The organism is Solibacillus sp. FSL K6-1126, assembly GCF_038003445.1.
In the GTDB taxonomy this organism is placed as follows: Bacteria; Bacillota; Bacilli; order Bacillales_A; family Planococcaceae; genus Solibacillus; species Solibacillus silvestris.
On record NZ_JBBOPD010000001.1, the window covers coordinates 1,740,452 to 1,754,432 of the forward strand.

Annotated in this window: 16 protein-coding genes, 3 pseudogenes and 1 riboswitch; of the genes and pseudogenes, 12 read left to right on the forward strand and 7 right to left on the reverse strand. The window is 38.3% G+C overall.

From position 1 onward, the window contains the following. Positions 1 to 50: 50 nt before the first annotated feature. The 10 genes and pseudogenes from cbiB to MHH44_RS08445 form a co-directional block, all read left to right on the forward strand. Positions 51 to 1,007, forward strand: coding sequence for an adenosylcobinamide-phosphate synthase CbiB (gene cbiB / locus MHH44_RS08400; RefSeq protein ID WP_340798279.1), 957 nt, complete (start codon positions 51 to 53; stop codon positions 1,005 to 1,007). Beyond that, complete coding sequence (locus MHH44_RS08405; protein WP_340798280.1) at positions 982 to 2,049, forward strand: pyridoxal phosphate-dependent aminotransferase; 1,068 nt, start codon at positions 982 to 984, stop codon at positions 2,047 to 2,049. Before cbiB ends, MHH44_RS08405 begins: the two co-directional genes overlap by 26 nt. After that, positions 2,033 to 2,596 carry a histidine phosphatase family protein gene (locus MHH44_RS08410; protein ID WP_340798281.1) on the forward strand — a complete coding sequence of 188 codons (564 nt, stop codon included), beginning with the start codon at positions 2,033 to 2,035 and terminating at the stop codon, positions 2,594 to 2,596. Before MHH44_RS08405 ends, MHH44_RS08410 begins: the two co-directional genes overlap by 17 nt. Positions 2,597 to 2,611: 15 nt before the next feature. Continuing rightward, positions 2,612 to 3,493, forward strand: a complete 882-nt coding sequence (locus MHH44_RS08415) for an NAD(P)/FAD-dependent oxidoreductase (protein WP_340798282.1) — start codon at positions 2,612 to 2,614, stop codon at positions 3,491 to 3,493. A 181-nt stretch (positions 3,494 to 3,674) separates the two neighbouring features. Then, the gene (locus MHH44_RS08420; protein ID WP_340798283.1) at positions 3,675 to 4,022 is read left to right on the forward strand and encodes a zinc-ribbon domain-containing protein; all 348 of its coding nucleotides are present in this window, start codon (positions 3,675 to 3,677) and stop codon (positions 4,020 to 4,022) included. Continuing rightward, a complete protein-coding gene (locus MHH44_RS08425; RefSeq protein ID WP_340799497.1) occupies positions 4,015 to 4,155 on the forward strand; it encodes a zinc-ribbon domain-containing protein in 141 nt (46 codons plus the stop codon). The genes MHH44_RS08420 and MHH44_RS08425 overlap by 8 nt, the downstream gene beginning before the upstream one ends. A gap of 55 nt (positions 4,156 to 4,210) precedes the next feature. Further along, positions 4,211 to 4,342: a hypothetical protein gene (locus tag MHH44_RS08430; protein ID WP_340798284.1), complete on the forward strand. Its 132-nt coding sequence runs from the start codon at positions 4,211 to 4,213 to the stop codon at positions 4,340 to 4,342. Positions 4,343 to 4,522: 180 nt separating this feature from the next. Continuing rightward, positions 4,523 to 5,863, forward strand: coding sequence for a hypothetical protein (locus MHH44_RS08435; protein WP_340798285.1), 1,341 nt, complete (start codon positions 4,523 to 4,525; stop codon positions 5,861 to 5,863). A 163-nt stretch (positions 5,864 to 6,026) separates the two neighbouring features. After that, a pseudogene (locus MHH44_RS08440) lies at positions 6,027 to 6,402 on the forward strand (acyl-CoA thioesterase). Positions 6,403 to 6,696: 294 nt separating this feature from the next. Next, a pseudogene (locus MHH44_RS08445) lies at positions 6,697 to 6,903 on the forward strand (IS3 family transposase); the annotation flags it as partial. Between the two features lie 56 nt (positions 6,904 to 6,959). Here the strand turns inward: MHH44_RS08445 and MHH44_RS08450 are convergent. From MHH44_RS08450 to MHH44_RS08470, 5 genes and pseudogenes are all read right to left on the reverse strand, one after another. Continuing rightward, entirely contained in the window at positions 6,960 to 7,343 is a 384-nt protein-coding gene (locus tag MHH44_RS08450; protein WP_340798286.1) for a ribonucleotide-diphosphate reductase subunit beta, read from the reverse strand. Positions 7,344 to 7,633: 290 nt separating this feature from the next. Then, positions 7,634 to 8,215: pseudogene (locus MHH44_RS08455) on the reverse strand (ribonucleotide-diphosphate reductase subunit beta); the annotation flags it as partial. Further along, the gene (nrdE, locus tag MHH44_RS08460) at positions 8,203 to 10,296 is read right to left on the reverse strand and encodes a class 1b ribonucleoside-diphosphate reductase subunit alpha (protein WP_340798287.1); all 2,094 of its coding nucleotides are present in this window, start codon (positions 10,294 to 10,296) and stop codon (positions 8,203 to 8,205) included. The pseudogene MHH44_RS08455 and the gene nrdE, both read right to left, overlap by 13 nt. Further along, positions 10,293 to 10,619 carry a ribonucleotide reductase stimulatory protein gene (locus MHH44_RS08465; protein ID WP_231918721.1) on the reverse strand — a complete coding sequence of 109 codons (327 nt, stop codon included), beginning with the start codon at positions 10,617 to 10,619 and terminating at the stop codon, positions 10,293 to 10,295. The genes nrdE and MHH44_RS08465 overlap by 4 nt, the downstream gene beginning before the upstream one ends. A gap of 38 nt (positions 10,620 to 10,657) precedes the next feature. Then, entirely contained in the window at positions 10,658 to 10,882 is a 225-nt protein-coding gene (locus MHH44_RS08470; RefSeq protein ID WP_008406611.1) for a glutaredoxin family protein, read from the reverse strand. Positions 10,883 to 11,041: 159 nt separating this feature from the next. After that, a riboswitch (cobalamin riboswitch) is annotated at positions 11,042 to 11,224 on the reverse strand. Between the two features lie 171 nt (positions 11,225 to 11,395). Between MHH44_RS08470 and dut the strand changes: the two genes are divergently transcribed. Further along, positions 11,396 to 11,833: a dUTP diphosphatase gene (dut, locus tag MHH44_RS08475; RefSeq protein WP_340798288.1), complete on the forward strand. Its 438-nt coding sequence runs from the start codon at positions 11,396 to 11,398 to the stop codon at positions 11,831 to 11,833. A gap of 35 nt (positions 11,834 to 11,868) precedes the next feature. Here the strand turns inward: dut and MHH44_RS08480 are convergent, their stop codons facing one another. After that, positions 11,869 to 12,183 carry a hypothetical protein gene (locus MHH44_RS08480; protein WP_014824125.1) on the reverse strand — a complete coding sequence of 105 codons (315 nt, stop codon included), beginning with the start codon at positions 12,181 to 12,183 and terminating at the stop codon, positions 11,869 to 11,871. 1 nt (position 12,184) lies between these two features. After that, entirely contained in the window at positions 12,185 to 12,610 is a 426-nt protein-coding gene (locus MHH44_RS08485; protein ID WP_340799498.1) for a cobalamin biosynthesis protein CobN, read from the reverse strand. A gap of 239 nt (positions 12,611 to 12,849) precedes the next feature. On the opposite strand from MHH44_RS08485, the gene MHH44_RS08490 reads away from it, so the two are divergent. Continuing rightward, positions 12,850 to 13,737 (forward strand): alpha/beta hydrolase, encoded by an 888-nt coding sequence (locus tag MHH44_RS08490; RefSeq protein WP_340798289.1) that lies wholly within the window; start codon positions 12,850 to 12,852, stop codon positions 13,735 to 13,737. Positions 13,738 to 13,981 lie beyond the last annotated feature (244 nt).

Consider the following 13,981-nt stretch of genomic DNA (forward strand, 5'->3'; position numbering starts at 1 on the left):
TCTGGAATTTTCATTTCATATCAAACGAAAATAAAGGAGCGAGGGGCACGATGTATTTTATTATTTGTGTAATCGCAGTGCTCATCGATTGTATTGTTGGGGATCCGAAAAAATGGACACATCCTGTTATATATATCGGAAACATGATTTCTTTTTTCGAAAAGAAATGGAATCATGGCAGTGGCAGTAGAAGACGGATCAATGGATTACTAACAGTTTTTCTCACGATAAGTATCACAACGGGCTCGGTTTTCTTTATTGTCTTTCTTGCAATAAAAATACATCTTCTTCTTTGGCTTGTAGTCGAAATCTTTTTGATTAGTTTAGCTCTTGCCCAGAAATCATTAAAAGAAGCGGCGATGCTCGTTTACGATTCCTTGAAAGCGAATGATTTACCCGAAGCAAGAAAATATTTAAGCTGGATTGTAGGCCGTGAAACGAATCATCTGGATGAACCTGAAATAGTACGGGGTGTCGTTGAAACGGTTTCAGAAAATACGAGTGACGGTGTGACGGCTCCGCTTATGTATGCGTTATGTTTTGGTGCAACCGGTGCATGGTGCTATAAAGCGATTAATACGCTGGATTCGATGATCGGGTATAAAAATGAACGGTATGCTGATTTTGGGTTTGCTGCAGCTAAATTGGATGATGTTGCGAACTATCTGCCCAGCAGAATTTCCGGGTGGTTCCTTATTATATTTACAAAATGTGAGACGGCAAAACCTTTCAAACACCGCTATAAAAACTGGCTAAAGGATGCTAAAAAACATCCAAGCCCGAATAGTGGATATTTGGAGGCCGCTACTGCTGTCCAGTTAGGAATTCGTTTAGGTGGGTTTAATCGTTATGGCGGGGTGGAATCCTTCCGTGCTTATATGGGTGAACCGTACGAAACGATGCAAAGAATACATATTAAAAAAGCGATCCGGCACATGTATGTTTGTACATGGTGTGTTGTGATAACAGGGGGAATATTGTATGCAATTGCCTGCACATGGGGCTAATGCGGCAGCATTATATAAAGCGATGAATTTAAAAATGCCGGATCAATTCATCGATGTGAGCGAAAATGTCAATCATCTGGGGGTACCGAAGCATGTAAAGCAACAGTGGCCAAACCTGTTAGAAAAAATTGCTGGCTACCCGGATGAACAAGCAGAACCATTTCGATCGCAAGCGGCAGCTGTTCACCAAGTAGCAGCCAATCAAGTTGTCGTCACAAATGGTGCGGCAGAGGGCTTAATGGCTTTGGCACAGCTTTTCAATGGACAGGAAATTGCTTTGTTACAGCCAACATTTTCGGAGTATGCGAGAACACTAAAACAGCAGAATTGTGTCATTCATTCTATTTTAGCTGACGATATTGAAACATATCGATTTAATGAGGAAATATTGGAGAAACAGCTGAAAGATGTCCATGCCTGCTATATTTGCAATCCGAATAATCCTACAGGCGTATTATTGAAAAAACATTGGATTGAACAGTTGATTAAAAAGTATCCCCACTGCAATTTTGTAGTCGATGAAGCGTTTATGGACTGGACCGATGAATCGGAGAGCATTGTTTCATTGGTAAACAGCTATTCCAATTTATTTGTCGTACGATCCATGACAAAAATGTATGCACTGGCAGGGGTTCGTCTCGGTTATGTCATCGGTCAACAGGCAGGAAAACTCCGTCATTACTTGCCGCATTGGAATGTGAGCGCGATTGCAAATGAAATCGGCTGTCTCTGTTTACATGACAAGGATTTTGTGAAGGAATCTCGTGAAAAGAGCAGTAAATTACGAAGTCAGATGGTGAAGGACTTAAAATTAATTGGTTGTAAAGTATCTAACAGTGCAGCGAATTTCTTATTGTTTCAATTACCGGAACAGTATAATTCGGATAAATTTTTTGAGTATTTATTAAAACGAGGAATCGTATTGCGCCATACAAAAAACTATGTCGGCTTGGACGGCGTATGGTTTCGAATCGCTGTCAAAAGTGAAGGAATCTGGACTAAATGCAAGGATGAGATAACGAATTATGTCAAAAATCATTAACTACTACCGTCATGGTGAAACAGTCTGGAATAGAGAAGGGCGGCTGCAAGGATGGCTTAATTCGGATCTGACGACAGAAGGAATAGAGCAGGCAATGTCCGTGAAATGGAACCCGCAGATCGTATTTTCCAGTGACTTGAATCGGGCGCTGCAAACAGCACACCTCATGTTTCCAAACCGCACTGTTCATAAGAGCAAAAATTTGCGTGAAATACACTTAGGGCATTGGCAAGGCAGCTACATAAAGGACCTTCAACAGGATGACCAGTATCTTTGCTATTTGAATACCCCAGATTTATTTGTGAATACGACTCAGGAATCCTTTAATGACGTAACAAAACGGATGCTCGGATTTTATGGATATTTGTTGCAGTTACCGTATGAGAGAATCGCTGTCGTATCTCATGGTGTTGCCATAGCCTGTTTGTTTGCAGGGATTCATAAACAGCCATACAACCAGTTGTGGGATTATATGTTGAATGGTGCTGCTTGTTTTTCGATAGAAGGGAATAGCGAACAATTACATAAAGATATTTTTGTACAGTAATAATGGGGGAGAGCAATGATTTACGATGTTTGTGTAATCGGTGGTGGTCCTGCCGGGATATTCAGTGCATTTTATAGTGCATCTAGAAAGATGAACACTGTATTAATTGAAGGTAATCATGAACTAGGTGGGCGACTTAATCTATTTTTAAACTATGAAATATACGATATTCCTGGTCAATTTGGTGTTTTAGCGCGTGATTATAAACAAGCGCTGATCGAACAGTTAAAAGTAAGTAAAGCTAATATGTTACTTGGAGAAATTGTTGAGGAAATTGAAAATATTGACGAGTTGTTTTATGTAACGACAACAAAGCAAACCATACTAGCTAAAACTATCATAGCGGCAACTGGCAATGGATTTAATGAGGTAAAAAGGATCGAACATGCGCACACCTCGGGAAAAATACAGTATGACCCGCCAGCTTTCCAACAATATGACGGTCCAATTGCAGTGATCGGACATACACCGATGGCAGCAGATTGGGCAATTCAGTTAATGGGGTATGGAAATGCGGTTACATTATATACCGACAAAGAGCTGAATTTACAGCCTATTTTAATGGACGGGCTTGCCAATAATAACATTCTAATTTATAAATTCTCGGATTTTAATGATTGGGCATATGAGGCTGTCTTTTGCCATATTGGTTCAAAAAAACGTACCATTGAATTCAACGGACGTATAGCGCAAAGAGATAATGGTTTAACGAATTGTCGCGGGTATTTTGTAGCAGGGGATGCCCGCTATGAGCAAGGTAAACTGAAACTCATCCACGGGGCAACACATGACGCAATGCAAGCAGTAAATGCGGCCTTTCAATATTTACACGAAGGGGCGAATTACCAGCCGATAGTTTCAACACATGACCCGATATTTAAAGAATGGCTAAAATGAACATATTAAATAGGAAGAAACGATATACCAGAATTTGGTATAGCGTTTCTTTTAGAATTTAAACGTATCATCAGTAATAGGGGCCAGCATATTAATTAATAGAATTTTCAATCATATTAATTTACAATTTAGGTGAGAATCTCTTGATATAATAACATGAATAAAGGTTGGTGAATGATTTTTGAGAACAGTTACTGAGGAGAAATCTATTGCTAAGTTATTTCCAGCACTCCTTGTTGAATGGGATTTTTCTAAAAATGCAACCATTATCTCTCCTACTGAAGTTTCTAAAGGCAGTAATTTAAAGGTATGGTGGATTTGTCCAGAAAATCACTCTTACGAAAAATCCATTAAAAATAAAAGTGTATCGAAGGGGTGTCCATATTGTTCTGATAAAAAAGCAAATAGAGAAAATTGTTTACAAACTCTTTATCCTAATATAGCGAAAGAGTGGAATTATAAAAAAAAATTTAATAACACCATTAGATATAACCCCGGGCAGTTCAAAGAAAGTATGGTGGATTTGTAACAAAGGGCATGAATACGAATGTGCCATAAATGGAAGAAAACGAGGTAATGGATGCCCGTATTGTGCAAACAAAAAAGTTAATTTGGAAAATTGTTTGAAAACAAAATACCCGAAAAGGGTTGACTTTGTTTGAATTCAATTATCGATAATAATAAAAAAGTTGGGATATCGTAGCGAAGCATTTTGCAGTGGGAGACGCATTTCCGAGCTACGGGCCTTTAGCTCAAACAGAGGAAGAGTTGCATTTAATCGGATCTGTTGAAGAGAAGAAGGTGCTGGAAATCGGATTTGGCAGTAGCCACTCTCTTTTATATATTTAAAACAATGGTACTTAGGCTAAGGAGCTTTGAGATGTTGATTTTCGAGTGAACAAATGAACTCGCACAAACAACGTTAAATGGTTAGATCTTAACTTTTCTTAGGTTCCAAAGTCAAAGGTTGTTAAACCAATGTAAGTAATCTCCCAATTTCAAGAGAAAGAAAAAAGCGAGGGAAAGAAAATGAAAAAAGGAATATATGCTTTGGTGATTAATGGGAAATATTATATTGGAAAAGACCATTTAATTGAAAAAGAGAAAAGAATTAAAGATCATATTAATTTATTATTAAAAGGAGAGCATTATAATCGTTATCTACAAAAGGCATTCGATAAGTATGGGGATATTCAGACATATATCATCGCTACATATGAGAATATTTCAAAGGAAGGTCTCTCAGTAGAAGAACGCAGCTTTATTCAAAAATATGATTCTTATAAAAATGGTTATAATCTAACCTTAGGTGGAGAAGGTGGACATGGTTTAATTATTACCGAAGAACGAAAGAGAGAAATGTCTCAACGAATTACAGGGGAGAAAAATCCAATGGCAAAACTAACTAATGAACAATTTTTTGAATTAGTAGATTTGTTTGTCATTGGAAAGAGCAATAAATTTATCGGAGAATTATATGATTTGCATGATAGATATGTTTCACTTATTCGTCATAAACATAGATTTAAAACTTTATGGGCTCTAGTGGAAAATTACATCCCTACCAAATCAAATGATGTTGCTGAGTTGTTAGGTAATGTCACAGAAGAAGAGTTTTTAATGATAGTAGAGGAAATGTTAGAGGGAAAAACTAATGCTGAAATTGAAGAAATCCATACACTGCCATCTGGCACAGCAAGTCGAATTCGTAATCGGAAGTTATATAATAATTGGTGGGAGAAACACTTTTCTGAACGTGAGTGTATAGATGATAAGATAAAAGTGGCTCATCAGCGAGAAGTAAAAAAGAAATTAGTTGAAAATGGAAAGAGAATGAAGGGAAAAGAAATTTCAGAATCGACTCGTAATACAATGAGGAAGAACAATGGAAAAAGGAAAGGTATAATTATAGATGATGTGTTTTATCATTCAATGATGGAAGCTGAACGACAGCTACGTATAAATCGTAAAGTTATTGCTAAAAGGCTAAAAGATAAGGCATACCCTAATTATACAGAGGTTCAGATAAAGAAAACTCCTAAAGGGGAGTTTTCACATAATTCGAGGAAGAGTAAACGAATTTGCGTTGATGGGATTGAATACACTTCAATAATGGAAGCGAGTCGTCAGCTAGGTATCTCGAATAGAACTATATCAGAAAGAGTTAAGAGTGAGTCCTTTTCGAATTATAAGTTCATTGAAGTTGGAGAAAATCCCTTATCTAAAAAGGCAAGAAAGGTAATTATTGACGGTATTGAATATCAGAGTGTTAATTTTGCTTCAACAATATTAAGTATAGATAAAAATATACTAGTGAGAAGATTAGTTAGCGAAGCGTATCCTACTTATAAATATATCGAAAATGTCTGAATTAGATTTCTGATTTTAAAAGAGATTATGGAATTACAAATTGCTTAGGGCGCATTTATAAGCAAATTAGATTTGAGGATATTGGTTTTTGGTCAGTAATTCGTTATGAAAAGGGAAAATAAGGGGGACAAAAATTAAGAGAATTTTATTGGCAGAACAACCAATGCAAATCAATGCCTATGATATTGATGCGAAGGCATTGTCAGTAATATTGTGTACGTGCGGTGGTTTGAGGATCTACGCATGGCTTTTTTAAATAACCATTATCCATTGGCAGACATGATGGCAGTGCAAATTTCACCAATCTTGATGAAAACAGAAAAAGAATACAAAGTTTAACAATTTTTGATAAACCGGTCGGACGGTGCTGTATGGTGAAAATCGGACAATCCAGCTGGGAAATGGAGCTGGAGATTACTACCGAGAAACATGTTCATTGTATGGGGGAACAATACGGCTGCTTTTATCATTTAGAAAAGAAAAAGGTTGCGAAGATTCCGGAACCATTAAAGAAGCTTTTTAAAACAAGCAGTAAATAGTCAAATTAGGAGATTGCAAATGATGACTATAAAGATGATTATCCATTTTTACAATAAGCAAGAATTAATCTAATTTGAAAAAAACGCTATGGACCATGACCAAATGAACTGCACCCCAATTGTTAGACACATCTAACAATTGGGGTGCAGTTTTTCTATGGCAAAATTTACTGCGGGAGAAAAATTATAAGCGGCGTTACGTTACTTAGATGGTAAAGAAAGTTCTTATCAAATTGCCAGGTCAATGGGAACGAATTATCAAGCCATTTTAAAATGGGTCAAACAATATGAAACAAAGGAAATTGTCATGATAACGCAGTGATGGAGAATTTCTTTGGGATACTAAAATCTGAATTCCTTTACTTAAAGGAATTCGAAAGTATCGAGCATTTTAAAATAGAACTAGAAAAATACATAGAATATTACAATACGAAACGAATCAAGGCAAAATTAAAACTGAGTCCGGTGCAATACCGAACTCAGTTCACCCAAGCTGCCTAGGTTAAATTACCGTGTCTAACTTTTAGGGGTCACTTCAAAACCATAGCGTTTTAATTTTAAAACTTAAATGTATCATCTGTAATAGGGGCCACTTTAGCAACCGCATATGTCGCTCCTTTTTGACTGAAGAAATCATAAGTGGATCCTGTATTGGAAATCCCGTTCATTACTATCGGGTTGACTTCCTCGTCAGGGAACATTGTATCGTGCCCCAAATTCATGAGCGCTTTATTTGCATTATAGCGCACATATTTTTTCACTTCAGGGGAAAGTCCCGTTTCTGCGTATAAATCATCGGTATACTTCATTTCATTTTGATATAAATCGAGTAAATATTCATAGCCCCACAAAGTTAGCTCCTGCTGTTTTTCTGCTGGGAACGTTTTGAAAATGTTCTGGGCGAAAAAGCCGACTGCTACTCCGTGGATTGATTCGTCCATTTTGTTTCAAGTAAGTTCGTCATTCTTACTTCTGCTATATGCAGCTTATAATTTCTTATAAGATCAGATCATATCATATATAGCTTTTGCTATATCTCTCCGCTTCGAATACCATTATTGACTTGTACCCTACTCTACTCGCTTCCATGTAAAACCATGTGCTTTCGATGATCGTTGCACCTTATTGATATATTTCAACCTTTTAACTATCAATCTTGGCTCAGGATTGTCCTCGACTTAACGTTAGGATGTTCCCTGAATTCAAAGAGTTTTACTTGCGCCACGATTTAACGCAAGATTAAGCTAATCACTTCCGCACTATTTCGCAGTACACCTTGTCCTCCTAAATAAAGAGGATAGAAGAAGCCGGAATAGAATAAGAAGCTTTCAAGCATAACTGAAGCGAACATTGCTTTCCATAAGCTTTCCGGGTCATCTTCTTTTATAGCAGTGTATACTTCACCAATGCGGTTAGCCTTATATTGAAGAAACTCATTTTTTTGCACCCATTCAAAAACTTCGTCAATTTCCGTGTTTGTGCATAATGTTGTAAAAATGTACGAATAAGACTTTGCATGGATTGCTTCAAACGATCCGAATACCGTTAACACCGCTTTCTCCTGAAAATCGGGCGTGTACTTGGCGATTTCATTCATGCCGATGTTCGTTTGTACCGTATCAAGCAATGTCAGGCCGCCGAACACTTTTTTGTATGTCTCCTGATGTTCGAATTCCTTCCATTGTTTTACGTCTTTACTTACTGCAATTTCTTCGGGGAACCATATTTGTTTCCATTGCTGGTCCCAAAAAATACGAGCAAGTTCACTCGTAGGGGTATTCCAGTTGACCGCTTTATACGTTAAATTTGACATGCGACACACTCCTCAATTGTTAGTAAACGTTGGCGTACGTAATAAACGGTTTTAATGCCCTTCGTCCACGCATAAATATAGGCTTTTGCCAATTGTTCTGTGTTCCACTGATCCGTTACGTATAGTGTCATGGAAATTCCCTGGTCGACATGCTTTTGCGCGGCTGCGTAAAGGTCGATCAGTTCATACGGGTTTACTTCATAGGCTTCGGTGTAAAGTTCCTGGTTATCATTCGTTAAAAACGGCATCGGATAAATTGTTCGGCTATCCGCATAGTCACGTACTTCCACACGTTCCGTAACAGGGGAGATGGAAGCCGTACAACTGCGGATGTAGGAAATAGAGCCAGTTGGAGCAATCGCAAGTCTGTATGAGTGGAACAAACCATGCTTCAGTACGTCAGACTTTAGCTGTTCCCACATATTCCGAGTAATAATCGGTGTACCCCCAAGTGCTTTAATCACTTCTGGTGCAAGTTCTTTATCTTCTTTGTTTATATAAGTTTCAAAATAAACCCCGCTCGCATAATCACTTTCCTCAAATCGATAAAACGTTTCGTTCTTTTGCTTCGCGATTTTCATTGATGCTTTTAACGAGTGATAGTTCAGTGATTCCATAAACGCATCGATAAATTCGATCGACTCTTTGGAACCATAACGGATTCCGCTTTGTACAAGGTGTCCATGCAAGTTCATAACGCCCAATCCTACAGAGTGCATCACTTTATTGGCTTTCGACACAGAAGGGACGTTGACGATATCGGTCATCGTTGAAACATTCGTTAAAAGACGCATTGCTGTATCGACAAGCTGTCCGAAATCCTGAACTTTCGTTGCTTCGTGAATGTCGATCGATCCTAAATTGCAAGAAACATCGAGGCCGTATTCATTCGGCTCGTTTTGGTCGGTAACAACACTTGTTTGCTGGTATTGGAGAATTTCGGTGCATAGATTCGACATCTTCACACGCCCGATTTCCTTTAATGGGTGGATGTTATTGACATTATCATCGAATATTTCGAACGGGTAACCCGATTCAAATTGCGCCTTTTTAATTTCCGTATACAATTTACGGGCGTTTAAACGTTTCAGTTTACGGATGTTTGGATTATCCAAAAATTCGTAGTACATTTCCGTAATCGAAATTTCCGACATGCGTTTGCCGTATTCTTTGAAAATATCATAAGAACTGAATAATACGATATCTTTATCGCGGCGCATCAGTTCAAAGAAAATATCGGGAAGAATAATCCCTGTAGATAATGTAGCTAATCGGATTTTATCGTCGGCATTTGGTTTCTTGGAAGAGATGAACGCTTCAATATCACCGTGGAAAACATTTAGATAGACGACTCCGGAACCATTTCTTTGGCCAAGCTGATTCGAATACGAGAACGAATTTTCCAGCAGTTTCGCAACAGGCATAACCCCGCTCGCACGGTTTAAAATTCCTTTAATCGGATCTCCCAATGGACGCAGATCGGTCAAGTTTACCCCGACACCGCCGCCTAAGCGGGAAAGTTCAAGACAATAGCCGATATTCTCGGCGATTGAGTTCATCGTATCGTCCATCGTTAGTTTAAAACATGAGACTAGCTCACCGCGCGCTTTTTTCCCGCTGTTTAGGGCAGTTGGGGTTGCCGGCTGGTAGGCAGTCATGACCGCTTCGATGGCCTTTTCAGCCAATGCTTCATCGCCTTGTGCTAAATACAGGGCGATAATGACGATTCGGTCTTCATACTTTTCCAGAATTTCTTTTCCGTCCCGGCTTTTCATCGCATAGCTTTCGTAGAACTTAGAAGCACTCATGAATGAAGGAAACCGGAACTTGTAGGAATAGGCTTTTTTGTACATTTGTTTAATAAAGTCCATCGAGTACAATTCCAAAAACTCTTTTTCGTAATAGCCTTCATCGACTAAATAACGCACTTTTTCCTCGATATCGATAAAGTAGCGTAAACGGACATTCACGTCTTCCAGGAAATAGCGGCGTGTTGCTTCTTTGTCTTTCGCCAGATCCAATTCACCGGTAGCACGGTAACGGTTTAGAATATCGTTATTTAATTTTAAATATTGTTTCATATCGATGCCTCTTTCCAAATGGAGTAGTAGTAATCTGTAATCGCTTCATAATTCGCCGGAGTTCCTCGCATTTCCACTTTTTCGATTAACGGAATTCCGTATTGTGCTGCTAAAAGGTCACCTGCACGGCCGAAAAAAGCATGACCAAAATTACGGTTTCCGCTTACGATAATTCCTTTGCATAGATCAAAGTTCGCAGTCATGAACTGGTCGACGATAGGGGGAACAGAGCCTAATCCATCCGTATACGTAAATAGAAGATACGGTTCATCCATTTTCTCTACTTCCGCCAAATCCTTTGCGGGCAAGCCGAGTTTTTGCACAATGGATCGTACATTACCAGTTCGTGAAGCAAATATGATCATGCGGTCATTTCAGAAATGCGATCGATAATTGACGTCGGCTCTGCGATAAATTCACCGTTGATTTCAAATAACGGCACAGACAAAAAACCTGCATCGAGTACTATTTGTTTTGCGCTCTCATCATGGTCAATATTAATAACCTCGACCTCCAAGTTGGCAGCATCGAGCTCCGATTTTACCCATAGGCATTTTGGACAAATTGTTTTCGTATAAAGTTTCATAATAGAACCCCTCGCTATTTAAATATTACTAGTAATTGTGGTGCCACATGTCATGGGGGAACATGCAGAAAAAACAAAAAAAAGCTATCCCGGAAAACAGGATAGCTTGAAATGGAAACGAATAAAAGAGCGCCTCCATTTCCTATTCCCCGAAGAAATGTACGTAGTTTTAACGCGGCAGGTCTCCTGGCTTTGCTTCATTCGTCAGACATACCTTCCCATGCATTGCACAGTGGTCTATTCGTCTTCAGTCAGCATTTACAGTTGCGGGGACAGCGTTGGATTCACACCAAACTTCCCTTTTAAACTACATTTAGTAGTACCGTGATAAAAAAACACAATATATAGTTGAATTGAGTATAAGCTTTAACAACATAAAAGTAAAGAGCCTAAAGAAAGATAACATAAATCCATTAAGAATTCTAGAAAACTCCCTATTGAAAATAAAGAAAAAATATGGTTTTGTTATAACTGCATGTAAATAGATTTTATAAATGAGAAAGTTGGTTGAATATGTCGATTCAATTAAAAATTAAGAAAACCCACCCGAATGCTGTATTGCCGAAACAGGCACGGGAAGGGGATGCAGGGATGGATTTAAGTGCGGTTGAAGAAAAAGTTTTATTGCCTGGTGAATACGCATTAATTAAAACCGGTCTTCAAATCGAACTGCCGGAGGGAACAGAAGCGCAAGTACGTCCTCGTAGCGGATTAGCACTCAAACATGGGATTACGGTGTTAAATAGTCCAGGTACGATCGATGCAGGCTATCGCGGAGAAATCGGCGTGATTTTAATCAATCACGGAAAAGAACCTTTTACGATTGAAAAACAAATGCGAATCGCCCAGCTAGTCATTCAATATGTTCCGCAAGTTTTCATTGATGAAACAGACGAGCTGTCGGTTACGGAGCGCGGTGATAAGGGCTTTGGTTCGAGTGGAGTGAAATAATGAAAAAAAGCCTGCTTTCGGATGAACACAGGCTTTTAATCTTCTTTTTTCCACTTTATGTAATTGTATGACATTTGAAAAACAAATACGATCACGAGCAACAGCGTAACAAATATAAAGTTAGCGGAAAACCTTTCAAAATAATAAATGATCGCTAACGGAAAAATACAAAACGGGATTGAATAAATCGTGCGTAAAAATTTACGGCGATATGATAGGCCATGATAGGCAAACTTAAATCCTTTATCCACTTTCGGCTTTTTCCGGAAATACATAGACAAGACAAGTGTCGTAATTGAAATCACTAATAATATGAATCCGTACTGAATTAAAAAATCTAAATCAACCATATTAGTTTCCTTCCTCTCCTTTTGACTGAATATCGATCTGTGTCACAATTTTTGAAATCGGTAAATACGAAAGTTCACAATTATAACGCCCATCAGGTAGATCTTTGTAAGTACCGGACTTTATGTTATAAAGATTATCTTCAATCTTTACTTCAGTCGTATCAATACTTCTCCCATGACCGTTTACAAAGTTGATTTCACAAATCCCCTCCGCAAATTTCTGATTACCCGCTTGTAGATGATAAAAATCATATTCATAAATACCCGTTACAATCAGCATGAACAGCGTTAGCACACCAAGCATAAACGTATTCATGTTATAGGGGGAGGATTTCTTATTTACGAACTGCCGTATAAAAAAGAAAGCTGCAATGATGAATAATAAAGTGAAAATTATTAGAGCACTGTAAAATCCAATGAGCACCATCATTCCCTCCTTTAGAATTTATTACCTAATTTACGGATAAGTCGGGAAAAAGTTTCAGAATTATATCGCGATTTGTTTTATTGAGATAATAATGTGCTTAAAACAATCGACACTTTTTTCTAATAGGTACTAAGTATGCATAAGGATAAATAGAAACGTTTATCCGTTTAGAAGGTGATCAATCAATTTTAGTCGAATGGATAAGAATCATAGTAGAAAAAATAGGATGGAGGCATTGTATGCGAAGCGTGCAAAGTGTGTTGTTTGAGAAGTTTTTAATACTGCGCGGAACAAAGAAAAAGTTTATGGATTTGCGTCTGCTCGATGATTTTATTGCAATGAAGCATAACGAGAAACCGTATGAACTCGATGCTAAATTCAGAGATCAGTATCAAATAAAGAAAGACGAATTGAATGGCATTCACTATTACACAATTAATGAACAGCAAACACCGGAAAAGGTCATCTACTATTTCCACGGCGGAGCGTATATTAATGATCCACTGATTTTTCATTGGCGTTATTTAGTAAAGCTTGCACAGAAGACAAATTTCACGATTGTTGTGCCAATTTATCCGAAGCTGCCTAAACATACACATAGAGAGTGTTTTGTTGCCATCCATGACTTATATGATCATCTCGTTTTAAAATACGATGCACCGTTTATTTTTATGGGGGATTCTGCTGGAGGCGGGTTGGCAATGGCGTTGGCTCAGGATGTAAAGCGATGTTCGAAAAAGCAGCCGCAGCATATTGTTCTACACTCTGCTTGGCTAGATGTACGAGGGGAAGACCCGCGCTATAAAGAACTTGAAAAACTCGATCCGATGCTTGGAGTGATAGGCGCACAGGAGCTTGGCAGGTTATGGGCGGATGGCTTAGAGTTAACCGACTACAAAATAAGTCCTGTACATGGAGAACTGATAGACATTGGACAAATTACCGCTTTTGTGGGGACGGGTGAACTACTGTTAGTCGATGCAAATATGCTTCTCGATAAAGCAAAAGAACAGGGAATAGCAATTCAATACTACGAATACCCAAAAATGAACCATGTTTTTCCGGTATTTCCGATTCCGGAAGCAAAGAAAGCAATGAATCAACTGCTTAAGATTATAAAAAATTAGTACGAATTAATAAGGGAGCTTTAACAGTACGGAAACGTATATTATCCGACATATCAAAACAGAGGACAAAGATTAGGAGGCCAAGTTAACAATAGCTGATAAGGTAGGAAGTAAGCAGCTACACAGGTAATTTCAAATATCCCTCCAGCAGTTTTTTGATCGCCTGTTTACAGATGACAAACAGGAAACAGGTGTGTTGAAAGGTAAAAAAATTTCTACACACCTGCATTGCTTAATAAATTTG

Coding starts and splice junctions, on each gene's coding strand:
- dut (WP_340798288.1), top strand. CDS start 11,396: ATGTCGATTCAATTAAAAATTAAGAAAACCCACCCGAATGCTGTATTG.
- MHH44_RS08410 (WP_340798281.1), top strand. CDS start 2,033: ATGTCAAAAATCATTAACTACTACCGTCATGGTGAAACAGTCTGGAAT.
- MHH44_RS08470 (WP_008406611.1), bottom strand. CDS start 10,882: ATGAAACTTTATACGAAAACAATTTGTCCAAAATGCCTATGGGTAAAA.
- MHH44_RS08450 (WP_340798286.1), bottom strand. CDS start 7,343: ATGGACGAATCAATCCACGGAGTAGCAGTCGGCTTTTTCGCCCAGAAC.
- nrdE (WP_340798287.1), bottom strand. CDS start 10,296: ATGAAACAATATTTAAAATTAAATAACGATATTCTAAACCGTTACCGT.
- MHH44_RS08490 (WP_340798289.1), top strand. CDS start 12,850: ATGCGAAGCGTGCAAAGTGTGTTGTTTGAGAAGTTTTTAATACTGCGC.
- MHH44_RS08480 (WP_014824125.1), bottom strand. CDS start 12,183: ATGGTTGATTTAGATTTTTTAATTCAGTACGGATTCATATTATTAGTG.
- MHH44_RS08415 (WP_340798282.1), top strand. CDS start 2,612: ATGATTTACGATGTTTGTGTAATCGGTGGTGGTCCTGCCGGGATATTC.
- MHH44_RS08485 (WP_340799498.1), bottom strand. CDS start 12,610: ATGGTGCTCATTGGATTTTACAGTGCTCTAATAATTTTCACTTTATTA.
- MHH44_RS08435 (WP_340798285.1), top strand. CDS start 4,523: ATGAAAAAAGGAATATATGCTTTGGTGATTAATGGGAAATATTATATT.
- MHH44_RS08405 (WP_340798280.1), top strand. CDS start 982: ATGCAATTGCCTGCACATGGGGCTAATGCGGCAGCATTATATAAAGCG.
- cbiB (WP_340798279.1), top strand. CDS start 51: ATGTATTTTATTATTTGTGTAATCGCAGTGCTCATCGATTGTATTGTT.